The sequence below is a fragment of the Frankia sp. CeCAU1 genome, assembly GCF_977971845.1.
In genome coordinates this window covers 9,230-19,661 of sequence record NZ_CDWWXA010000097.1, presented here as the reverse complement: position 1 = coordinate 19,661, position 10,432 = coordinate 9,230, and the positions used below count along the sequence as shown (strand labels likewise).

Genomic DNA, 10,432 nt, shown 5'->3' with positions numbered 1-10,432 from the left:
CCCCTCACCAGCCGCCCCGTCCCGACCATCACCGCTGTCCCCTGCGCCGGCGCAGGCCGGCGGCCCGCCCGACGCACGCTCCGACGACCGGCCGAACAGCATCCGACGCAACGTCGCCAGTTCCGCCCGCAACGCCTCAAGCTCGGCCGCGGCCGCGGTCTCCCGCGCGAGCAGCCGGGCATGCTCCGTCCTCAGCTCCGCGAGCTCGACTCGCAGACGGCCGTTCTCCACCAACACATCCGCCAGCGCCTCACCACCAGCAACGCCGCAAACACCCGACTCGACAACCGCCACGCACCACAGCAAACCATCCCGACCAGCGAACCATCACCCACGGAGACCATCAGGCCACACCCAGTCCCCGCAGCCACCGCCAACGTCGATCAACTCAACGGGACTTCCGACTACGTACGGGCGTGGGCTGTCAACAGGTCGTGGAGGCGCTCTACCTCGGTTTTGTCGTCGTCCTCTAGCGAGATGTAGCCGTAGACGGTTTGCGGCATGGCGCTCCCTCCGATTGGGGTCGCTGAAGGCAGGCAGGACCGGCGGCGGGTATGTGAGGCGGCCACGTCGTGTGTGGCGCCATCCGGCACCGCCGGTCCTGCGATCTTGGGGTACGGCCGAGCTACGGGCCAGATAGGGGCAGCTACGCCGGGGCCTCGGGAGCGGCGAAGAAGGCCATGAGGCGGTCACGGATCGTGGCAGCAACGGCCTCGGGCGCGCGCTGACTGCAATCGACACGCAGGACGTCGAACCCGGCCTGGATCAGGCGGTCGGTGGCTTGGCGGTAGAAGTGGGCCTCGGCGTGGCTGGAGCCCGGCGTGAGCTGGAAGCGGTTGTGGGCGCCCCGGTCGACCAGGCGGCGGGCGATGATGTCGGGATCGGCTTCGAGGATGACGCACAGGTCGGGCCGGTCGGCCTCGGCGTTGAGCGCCCACAGGAAGGCCGGGTCGATGCCGTCGAAGCGCTGCATCACCAGGCCGGAGGGCGTGTAGCGGTCGGAGATCACGGTCTTGCCGGCTTCGAGGTGGGGCCGGATCTCGGTTTCGAGGTGGTGGTAGCGGTCGGCGGCGTACAGGCAGGCCAGGGCATGGCCGGTGACGGTTTCGGTCAGGTCGCGGGCCAGCGTGCCGATGGGGCCGGTGGAGGGCTCCAGGGTGAGGTGGATGTCTTCGCCGGCCGCAACGAGCAATTGCGCCAGGTGGCCTACCAGGGTCGATTTCCCGGCGCCGCTGGGCCCGTCGACGCTGATGAACAGGCCGCGATGGTGGTCAGAAAAGGGCCGCAGGCGGGGCATCGCCGTCTCCTGATGGTTGGCCGCGGAGTTCGCCCAGCGTGAGCGGCCGCCCCTCCGGGCTGGTGGCCAGCAGTGCGAACAGCCGGGCGGTGACGAGGGCGTCGTAGGCGGCACGGTGGGGACGCAACTCCGAAGGCAGCCCGGCGGCCAGATCGAAGGCTTCGACGAGCGCCCCGAGCCGGTAGCTGACGCGGTCCGGCCGCAGCCGGCGGGCCAGCCGCAGGGTGTCGAAGGCTTCGGCCGGTTCCCAGCCGGGGAGCCTGCGGCGCAGCACCCCCAGGTCAACCGGCGCGTTGTGGGCGACGACGGTGGCGTCGTCCAAGACCTTCCGTACCTCATCCGCGACCTCGGCGAAGCTCGGGGCGCCCGAGACCATCTCGCCCGTGATGCCATGGATGCGCTGGGCGAAACCGGTGATGGGCGTCTCCGGCCGTACCAGCCAGGTAAGCGGCTCCCCGATAACGCCGGCGGTGACGGGGACGACGGCCAGCTCTACCAAGTCGGGTGGCTGCTGGCCGTTGCCCTCAAGGTCGACGACGGCGAAGTCGTGGCTGGTCCAGTCACTCACGAGCTGCCTTCTTTCTGCTGCCACCCGATGTCGGCCCGCCCATGCCGCCCGACGTAGTGAGGATGCCGCAGGTCGTGAATCTGGAAGCGCAGAGCGTGCTGGAGGAAGTAGCGGGGCTGCTCATGGGGAAGGCCGTCGACGATGACGGCCCGGTCGTCGATATCCAAGATTTCCAGCGCCTCGGTGTCTGGCACCGTCGCGGCCAGGGCAGCGACTGCTTGCGCGGTCGGCATGCGGTGGGCCTGCTGGCAGCGGCCGACCTGGGCCACCGGGCAGATGTCGCACAGCTCCCGGACGCCGTAGTGCCCGTTGTAGTCGGGCAGGCCGTGGACGTAGGAGACCGCGCAGGAGGTCTTGCGGAACACGGGGCCGTGGCCGGCCAGGGCCTCCAGCACCCGCCGTTCCAGGGTTTCCGGCACGATCTTGCGGCGGGCGGTGCCGCTGTACGGCTCCGGCAGGCCGGCCGCCTGGTAGTAGCCGGCGATCTGGTCCCGGTAGAACAGCCCGGTGAAGACGGTGGCGTCGGCGTGGGGACCGAGGGCGGCGGCGCGGGCCAGGTGCTCGTCGGTGTCGTTGAGACCGGGAACCAACGGCCGCCAATACAAGATCGTGCGGTAACGCCGGGGCTGGATGCTGGTGGCCAGCTCCAGCGAGGCTGCGGCCACCGTGGAGGGGTACGGCTCGATGCCCTGGTCGTCGATGCCGGAGTAGGTGAACAACAGCGTCACCCTGAGGTGCCGCAAGCGGTTCAGCCGCTCGCAGTCCTCGGGCTTGACCTGGTGGCGGGTGATGACCAGGACGTGATTGGTCAGGCCCCGGCCGTCGAGATCCTCCAGCACGGCGAACGTGTGTGGCTTGACCGCCGGGAGGAAGGGTTCGGTGGCCCTGTTGAACAGCTGCACGGGCGTGACGTCCGCCCGGAAGTACGGGTGGGCCACGAGAGCCGCGACGGCTTCGGCGTCGGACATGACCGCCCGCGGCTGGCGCTGGTCCCACAGGCCGTACGTGTGGCGAATGCAGTAGGCGCAGTCCAGGGGGCAGCCCTGGATGTGGTTGAGGGAGAGCCCGCTCTTGCGGTACTCCACGACCTCGCGTGCTCGTGGGGGAAGTTGCTCGATCTGTCCGCTGTCCAGCAGCGGGACGAGGGTGCTCATTCGTGCCCTCCAAGTGCCCCGTTGGGTCGGGGCGGTGACCTGTCTGAGTCGGAGGGTAGGGAGCTACCGGTTAATCTGGCCAGAATGTTTCTCGGAATTTCTCGAACATCAAGACTCCGGGGCGGTCCCGCGAAACTACGCGCCAGCTTCGCCCGCTTCGGCGGCTAGATCATCAATGACTCTGGTGATGATCGCCCGGGCGGCGCTGCCGTAGCTGGCGACGCCGGCCAGCTGCTCGAAGACGCCGGCGTAGAACTGGATCTCCTGCGGCTGGGCCAGGTTGAGCTCGGCCGAGAAGGTCTCCACCGTCACCAGGTCTTGGTCAAGCAGCCAGAAGCCATGCGCTGGCGCGACCACGTAGCGGGTCTCGAAGCCGATGACCCCCAACCGGACGTTCCGCAAGGCCGACAGCGACACCAGCCGGTCGAGCTGGGCCAGCATGACGTCGACCGCGCACAGCCGGTACCGCAACGCGGCCTCGGTGAGCACGAAATGAAAGCGTTTGTCCGCCCGGTACAGGTGCTCTTGGCCCTGCATGCGGGCCCGGACGGCGTCATCCACCCCGCCCGGCACCCGGAAGACGGTGACGGTCTCAGCGAAGCGGGCGCGGGCGTACTCGGCGGTCTGCAGCAGGCCGGGGATCACCGTTGGCTCGAAGACACGAAACAGCCGGGTCTTCGCGTCGATGTCGGCCAGATCGTCTTGGTGTGACCGCAGGCCCGGCGACAGGAGCCGTCGCCACTCCGCATGCTGCACCTCCAGGGTGTGCAGCGACGCTAGCAGCCCCTCGGCCTCACCCGTCGCCCCGGTCAGCTCCGTCCAGGTTCGGATGTCCTCGTCCGTGGGAGTCTGGCGGCCGTTCTCCAGTTTGGAAATCTTGGACGGCGGCCACGACGCCGCCTCCGCCAACTGGCGACCCGTCAGGCTCGCCGACGTGCGTAGCTGGCGAAGGCGCATCCCCAGCGCATGGCGTGCTTCCTGCACGCTGGTGGAGCTGCTTGATCTACTCGGCGGCAAAGTCATCCCGTCGGACGGCATGGTGCCAGGCGGCATCCCGCCAGTAACTGTGCTGCACCACCACGGCGGGATCGGTGATGACCTCGCCGCCCAGGAAGCTCATGTCGCCGTCGAAGTGCATCCGTACCAGCTTGCGGGAGTCGAACAGCCAGTAGTCGTAGCCGGGGAGGCCGGCAGCCTGCTCGCGGGGCAGGTAGCGGATGTCCTCACCCGCAGCATTGGTGAACTGCGAGCAGTACACCCCGAACCGGCTGTAGTCGGTCAAGGGAAGGCCGACAACCCGGACGCGGGTGAACTGCCGCCCTTGCCCGGTGGCCTGGCGGATCATGGCAAGCCAGTCCCCGAACCAGCCGAGGTCGACCTCCTGACCGGCGACGAACTGCCGGAGCGACTCCGCCTCGTAGGGCTCGGCGTAGTACTCCTGAGCCTCCAGCCGGAAGGCCGTGTGCTCGAAGTCGAGGAAGAGCCGGTCGAACTGGGCATCGTTGAGCAGGTTCAGTGCTCCGCCTTCCCGTAGTCACCCTCAGCGAAGCGCAGCAGCGCCTTGGGGACCTCGACGAAGGTCTCGCCCTCCAGCACGTTTTCTAGATCGCCCAGCGCCTCTGGGTCGGTGACGGTCCAGCCCTGGATGACGTAGGTGTCCCGGTCAGTGGCGTACAGCGTGGGGCAGCGCCCCGCCTGGGAGTCGGTGCCGAGCAGGGTCAGCCGCATGGTCATCCTCCGAGAAAGTGCGCGAAAGGTTCTGCCATCGTCGGCGCTGGATCCCGAGCGGGTCAAGCCAGACAGCACCCGATCTACAGAAGTACAGGCAAGTTGCACCAGCCCGCCCTCGACAACTCGGCACGGGCCTGGGCGGTGGAGCTGGCGCGTGCCGCCTGGCGGATGTTCGTCGCTGTCTGCCTGGCTATCCACATGACGCACTGCGTCCTGAGCGGCCGTAAGCGCCCGCACCGCCGGGCCTTACCAAGCATCCGGCCACCCTGAAGCGGCGCAAAGAAAAACGGCCGCCCGCTGCAACGGGAGCCGCAAGAAACACTAACAAATGAATCTGATCTAAGCTTACCGGGCGTCCGGATAATGGTCAATGCCAATTTTGTGCCCAACCCTAGAAGATCAGGAGGAACCAGAAGGAGCTAGAGCAATGGAATACGTCGATAAGCCATGCACACTTCACGATATTGAGGCCTTGGCTTCGGGGCATGAGTGGTGGTCGGTTAACGCCGACGGCACAGCCGTCACCCTCGAAACCGCAGTCCACTCGTACGGCGAAAACATCGAATACTACGTCTGCTACAATTGCGGCGAGGAATTTGTGCCAAGCGCACCGCCCGGCAGCGCCGCATACTGGCCGGCGCTGGAGGCCGCGTGGCGGGAGGCACGGGAGCACCTGGCCGCCGTGCGCGAGGCGGTGGCGGTATGAGGTGCCAGCGCCACACCCTGCACCTGGAGGTGCACGGATGAAACTGTTTTGGATTGAGTACAACGACGGCCTTCGAGACCGGGATGATGTCTTTGTCTTGAATGAAGACGAGCCACTAGTACCCCAGGCAGCCGAGGCTCTGCGCAAGCTACATCAGATGGAGGACGATGACGAGTCGTACGAGTTCCGGGATATCTACCCCCTTCATGCTGCCGCGCCAGACGGCACCGAGTACGCCATCGCTTTGACGCCGGTGACGGCCGAGATGCGACCATGACCAACTATGCCATTTACGGCCAGCAAGCCAGCCGATATCTAAGCGCGGAAAATAACAAATCCGATTCGGGTGATGGGGAGCTAAAACCTGAGGTCTCCCTATGAGCGCCAACCCACGAGCCCTCCCGATCTACCTACACGACCCCGACGCCACAGAGCGCCTGACGGCCCGCCTACATGACCTGCTGGCCCGCCGTAAGGCAATCCACGAATACCACCGCACTTGCCGAGCTGGCTCACCAGACCCAAGCCTGCTGCACCCCCAGGAGCAGGAGACACTTGAGCGCTTCAAGAAGAGGCAGCGGTGGAAGATAGAGCCGCACGGCCTCTTTCCGGCCTATGTTGCCAAAAACATCACCTGCGCCATCGGGGTGACACGCGACCGCCTGGCACAGCTACGCGAAAGGACACGGTGAAGCCATGCTGCGGAAATATACAGCCGACCAGTTGGCAGATTTTCTCATAAACAACGACTATGAGATACAGGTCATCGGGCGTAAAGTCGACTTCATTTTTGATTGCATGGCATACGAGGAGATTGACGTTACACGGGAAGTAGTCGAGGAAGCGGTGGCCATTGCCCTCGAGGACTCCTGGATACAGATGGTAGCGCGCGATCTAAAATTGGAGTAGCCCGACTGACCCTTAGAACGCACAGATTGGGCGCAGGGCCGTCGCCGCGTGTAAACCTTTGTAGGCTGGCGGATTCCCGAAGGGAACCGCTAGCAGCCACCCCAGTGGCGCAAGGTAGTCCGGGTGCGCAGACGAAGGGGTTGATCTATATGAGCAAATGGAGGCACAATAGAAACTGATGAGCGGTGAAGAAATGCAAGAACTGAAGAATGCTATACGCGAAGTGGTTGTGGCTGAGGTCGGAGCATTCCGTACCGAGATGAACGCCAAGTTCGACGAGCAGCAGCGCCAGATGGGCGCCCGCTTCGAGAAGCAGCAGCTCCACATCGACAAACGCTTCAACGTGGTGGACGAGCAGATTCATGAGGTCCGGGCCGACGTGTTAGACCTGCATGGCAAATTCTCCGAGTTGCAATCGGCTGTAGACCGCTACGTGGTACGCGCTGAGCACATAGCGGATGAACAGCGGGCCACAACCTATGCCATGGAGCGCTACGAGCGCGACTTCAAGCGGCTTGGTGAGGCGACAGGGGTAAAGCTGGAATCTGCGGCATGAGAGGCGATGGCATGCGAGCCATGCGCCATGCCCACCTGATGCAGGCGGCCGGTGTCGTCCAGGCCCGAACGGGCGCGGAGGCGGCTCCGGCGAGGACGGCGCGCCAGCGCCGCCCGCAGGCGGTGGCCGCCGGAAGCGTCCGGGAGGGCCGCCGCGCAGCGGCGCTTGAGCGACGTAGAGAAGGTCTGCACCACCCGTCCGTAGGATGGCGATAGTCACATTGGCGTGGCATACGGGGGACATCGGACGTGCCTACTGATCCACGGCAACCACCAGGAGTCGACCCACAACTTCTTCGGGCCAGAGAGCACCTCGCAGACGATCCCGTAGGTGCCGCCGACAAGGTCCGTGCCCTGCTCGCGGGCCGTCCTGGTGATCAAGCGCTGTTGTATGGCGTCGCGGCAACCCTGATTGACGCTGCCGACATCGCCCAGCGACCAGAGTTGGCCGACGAAGGGGTGGGGCTCCTGCGGTCCCTGCCGGAGTCGGTGGCTGACTACCTTGCCTACAACGTCGCGAACGGCCTCCAGATTGTAGCCGACCTCCGCTACCCGAAGTCGCCGGCGGGTCGCTTGCAGGGCTGGGAGCCTCGACGGGAAGCACGCGGGCTCCTGTGCGTGGCCGGAGGCGACGCACGGTTGGCGGCCGGCGACCGTAGCCAAGCGCTGTGCAACCTCGGCAACTTGCTTGACTCGTCCGGCCGGTGGTTGGAGGCATACGAGGCCTACCGCGAGGCCCTCGACCTCGACCCCACGAACGCCTGGCGTCCGGCAACGCCGCGATTGCCCTGTTCTACGTGGCTGGTCGTCCGGTGTCCGGACGGCCTCGCATCCTGGCGCTGTATGACCGCCTGCTACGCCACGCACGGGAACACCCCGAGGAGATTCTGGCGCGTGCCGACCAGCGCGCGGTTGCCCACTTCAGCTCGTACGCCTACAGCAGTGTGCCCCAGTCGGATCATGCGTTTCAGCCGGCCGACGACTACGCGCGCTTCGTCGTAGGTCATCGGCTGGCGCTTACCTTCACCGTCGAGGGCCTGGCGCCAAACGCGCCGCTCGACGAGGCCCACGTCCATGCTCCAGCGGCGCATCCCCTGGCTAACGCGTTGTTGGAGCAGCTCGGCGCCGACTACCTGAAGATCCGAGCGATGGTCTACAACGCGCTCGTCGTCCTGCCTGGGGAGGCAGTCGCAACGCTTGCGGCCGGGCATCGTGTGGAGTCAGGCAGCAAGGAAGGCGACTGACCATCGGCAGGCCGCGGATGGTACCGCTTGGAAGACGGCACGCTCGTCGGCGACGCCGTCTCGGCACTGGTGCTGGCTCAGCGCACGGCCATCGACATCTTGGACCGCATCGCGGTGGCAGCCAACCTCGTGCTGGGAATCGGTGATAGGCCAGATAAGATCAGCTTCCGCAAGTTCTGGTTCGAGTCCGACAGCAAGAACAAGTCGCAGCCGGATCTGGGCCGGTTGCGCGAGAAGCTACTGGTGTGGCCAGAGCCTTGGCTTGCTGCGGCTATGGCCGAGCTGGCAGTGGACATGGGACGGTTGGGCCTCTACAGCCACACCCAGAACCTGCGGAACGCGGCAACCCATCGCTTCCTCGTGGTTCACGAGACGACGCCGGCCCTCGACCTTCCCGACGGTGATGGAGCCGTGGAGCGGGTTGCATTGGACCCGTACGCCTGCGGCGTGGTCGAGGTGCTCCAGGTAACGCGGGCGGCGCTGTTGTACCTGATGATGCTACTTACGCCCAGCGCAAAGCCGTTGCCGACGGCCGACGGTAACGGCACAGAGTAGCCAGCGAATCTAGAGATAGGCGCTCGGTTACATCCTCCAAAATCCGATCAACTGGTGGTTGGGTTTTGGAAAAGGATGTGAGCAAGGCCGGGCTGTTCGATACCCCGGCTGCGGAATCGCGACCGCCTGGTGTGGACGCGCAGTGCCCGTTGTCGCCCGGTGGTGTGCTGCGGCACGACCCTCAAAGGGGACCTTCGATATTTGGCAGCCAGGCCACTGCCCGGGCGCAACCACCTTCCTGCCAGGTCTGACGTCTACCGAGCGCACCCGCCTTAGCGGGATGCTCGGACTATGCGGCCACCGTCCCGATTTTCTTCATCTTCTAATGCAGGGCGCCGGAAGGGCGCCCTTGGTGTTGGCGAATTTGGGTTCGATCCCTCGGTGCCAGTGGACTTGGCCCGCACTTGGCTGGGCCGGCAACTCGCGCGGGCGCCAGTGCTGAGGGAAGATCAGTGGCGGAAGATTGCGGCTATTCTCAAACATGCGCCGAGAGCGCATAAATGATCTTGTGGACAAGCTCCCGCACATTGACTTCGACCGTATCCACCGTGGCGACCTGAGCGGCCTTAACATTGCGGGGCTCGTACGTCTTAGCTTCGAGCTGGATCCCGATGCCTACAGCGATGCGCCAACCTCAGGAAAGGAGATCGACAACAAGACGGTCCAGGAAGAAAAAATCCGCCAGCACGTTCAGCGGCGCGGCGGCACCTACCTCGGCTACTACGTGGAGCCGAAGACCAGCGCATATAGGAAGCGCCGTGTCACGCTCCCAAATGGGCGCTACGCCTACCGGGTTATCCGCCCTGTCTTTCAAGGCGCGCTGGAGAACCTCAAAGATGGCGTGTACCAAGACGGCGCGACCCGCCTTGACGGCCTGGCCGTCTATAACCAGGATCGCCTCGTCCGCGATCCGCGGGAACTCGAAGATGCCATCGAGGTGGTGGAGTATTGGCAGCGGCCCATCATTGACATCCAGGGCAGCCTGGATCTTGTTAGCGATAACGGCCGGCAGGCGGCCCGACACATCGTTGCCGCCAACTACGGCCAGAGCGCCGCCACCGCCAGACGTCTGCGGGACAGCCACGCAGCCCGCGCCGCCCACGGCATCCCCGTCGGCGGGCGCCGCCGATTCGGCTGGAAGCCGGACCACACCCTCGATCCGGTGGAGAGCGCGCACCTACTCAAGGCAATCGAGGACCTCTTGGCAGGTGTCAACGCCAACTCGATCTGCCGCCGGTGGAACGAGCAAGGCGTCCTCACGACGTTGGGCAACCTCTGGGAGCGTCCGAGCCTGGTGGCGCTGCTGCGCAACCCTGCTCTGGCGGGCTGGCAGGTGCACCAAGGAAAGATCGCGCGGGACCGCAACAACCAGCCGATCAAGGGCCAGCATGAGGCCCTGATCGACCATGCGACCTGGCTGCAAGTCTGCGAAGTCCTCAAGCCGAAGAACCCGCGGCCGGGGGAGAACAAGCAGAAGCGGGTCTACCTGCTGTCGGGCGTTCTGCGATGCGGGTTGTGTGGCAGCCGGCTGCACGGCTCTCGGGATGGCCGCATCGGCGGCTACATCTACTACTGCATGACCAACCAGCCCGGACGCTGCCGGGGCGTGACCGGCTCCGGCCGCCCGATCGACGCGCTCATCACGGAACTGGTACTGGCCCGGCTCGCCGACAGGACCACTGAGGTCCGGGAGGAGGTCTGGGAGGGGCAGGC

Annotated in this window: 12 protein-coding genes and 2 pseudogenes; 7 read left to right on the top strand and 7 right to left on the bottom strand. The window is 65.6% G+C overall.

What is annotated here, in order from left to right; translation table 11 throughout:
* From AC08OO_RS16400 to AC08OO_RS16370, 7 genes and pseudogenes are all read right to left on the bottom strand, one after another.
* Window positions 1–294: pseudogene (locus AC08OO_RS16400) on the bottom strand (IS66 family transposase); the annotation flags it as partial.
* 352 nt (window positions 295–646) lie between these two features.
* Window positions 647–1,297, bottom strand: a complete 651-nt coding sequence (tmk, locus tag AC08OO_RS16395; RefSeq protein WP_476610746.1) for a dTMP kinase — start codon at window positions 1,295–1,297, stop codon at window positions 647–649.
* Window positions 1,272–1,865, bottom strand: a complete 594-nt coding sequence (locus tag AC08OO_RS16390; RefSeq protein ID WP_476610745.1) for a 3'-5' exonuclease — start codon at window positions 1,863–1,865, stop codon at window positions 1,272–1,274. The genes tmk and AC08OO_RS16390 overlap by 26 nt, the downstream gene beginning before the upstream one ends.
* The gene (locus AC08OO_RS16385) at window positions 1,862–3,019 is read right to left on the bottom strand and encodes a radical SAM protein (RefSeq protein WP_476610744.1); all 1,158 of its coding nucleotides are present in this window, start codon (window positions 3,017–3,019) and stop codon (window positions 1,862–1,864) included. The genes AC08OO_RS16390 and AC08OO_RS16385 overlap by 4 nt, the downstream gene beginning before the upstream one ends.
* Before the next feature lie 135 nt (window positions 3,020–3,154).
* The gene (locus AC08OO_RS16380) at window positions 3,155–4,003 is read right to left on the bottom strand and encodes a helix-turn-helix domain-containing protein (RefSeq protein WP_476610743.1); all 849 of its coding nucleotides are present in this window, start codon (window positions 4,001–4,003) and stop codon (window positions 3,155–3,157) included.
* A 19-nt stretch (window positions 4,004–4,022) separates the two neighbouring features.
* Entirely contained in the window at window positions 4,023–4,529 is a 507-nt protein-coding gene (locus AC08OO_RS16375; RefSeq protein WP_476610747.1) for a DUF6879 family protein, read from the bottom strand.
* Between the two features lie 2 nt (window positions 4,530–4,531).
* Window positions 4,532–4,747, bottom strand: a complete 216-nt coding sequence (locus AC08OO_RS16370; RefSeq protein WP_476610742.1) for a hypothetical protein — start codon at window positions 4,745–4,747, stop codon at window positions 4,532–4,534.
* 430 nt (window positions 4,748–5,177) lie between these two features.
* Between AC08OO_RS16370 and AC08OO_RS16365 the strand changes: the two genes are divergently transcribed.
* The 7 genes and pseudogenes from AC08OO_RS16365 to AC08OO_RS16335 all read left to right on the top strand — a co-directional run.
* Window positions 5,178–5,456, top strand: a complete 279-nt coding sequence (locus AC08OO_RS16365; protein WP_476610741.1) for a hypothetical protein — start codon at window positions 5,178–5,180, stop codon at window positions 5,454–5,456.
* A gap of 37 nt (window positions 5,457–5,493) precedes the next feature.
* On the top strand, window positions 5,494–5,733 hold the full coding sequence (locus tag AC08OO_RS16360) for a hypothetical protein (RefSeq protein ID WP_476610740.1): 240 nt from the start codon (window positions 5,494–5,496) through the stop codon (window positions 5,731–5,733).
* Window positions 5,734–6,543: 810 nt separating this feature from the next.
* Window positions 6,544–6,921 (top strand): hypothetical protein, encoded by a 378-nt coding sequence (locus AC08OO_RS16355; RefSeq protein ID WP_476610739.1) that lies wholly within the window; start codon window positions 6,544–6,546, stop codon window positions 6,919–6,921.
* Window positions 6,922–7,169: 248 nt separating this feature from the next.
* A pseudogene (locus AC08OO_RS16350) lies at window positions 7,170–7,667 on the top strand (tetratricopeptide repeat protein); the annotation flags it as partial.
* A 65-nt stretch (window positions 7,668–7,732) separates the two neighbouring features.
* Window positions 7,733–8,164 (top strand): hypothetical protein, encoded by a 432-nt coding sequence (locus AC08OO_RS16345; protein ID WP_476618718.1) that lies wholly within the window; start codon window positions 7,733–7,735, stop codon window positions 8,162–8,164.
* A 27-nt stretch (window positions 8,165–8,191) separates the two neighbouring features.
* Entirely contained in the window at window positions 8,192–8,719 is a 528-nt protein-coding gene (locus tag AC08OO_RS16340) for an LA2681 family HEPN domain-containing protein (protein ID WP_476610737.1), read from the top strand.
* Window positions 8,720–9,227: 508 nt separating this feature from the next.
* A partial coding sequence (locus AC08OO_RS16335; RefSeq protein WP_476618717.1) for a recombinase family protein occupies window positions 9,228–10,432 on the top strand: 1,205 nt, incomplete at its 3' end.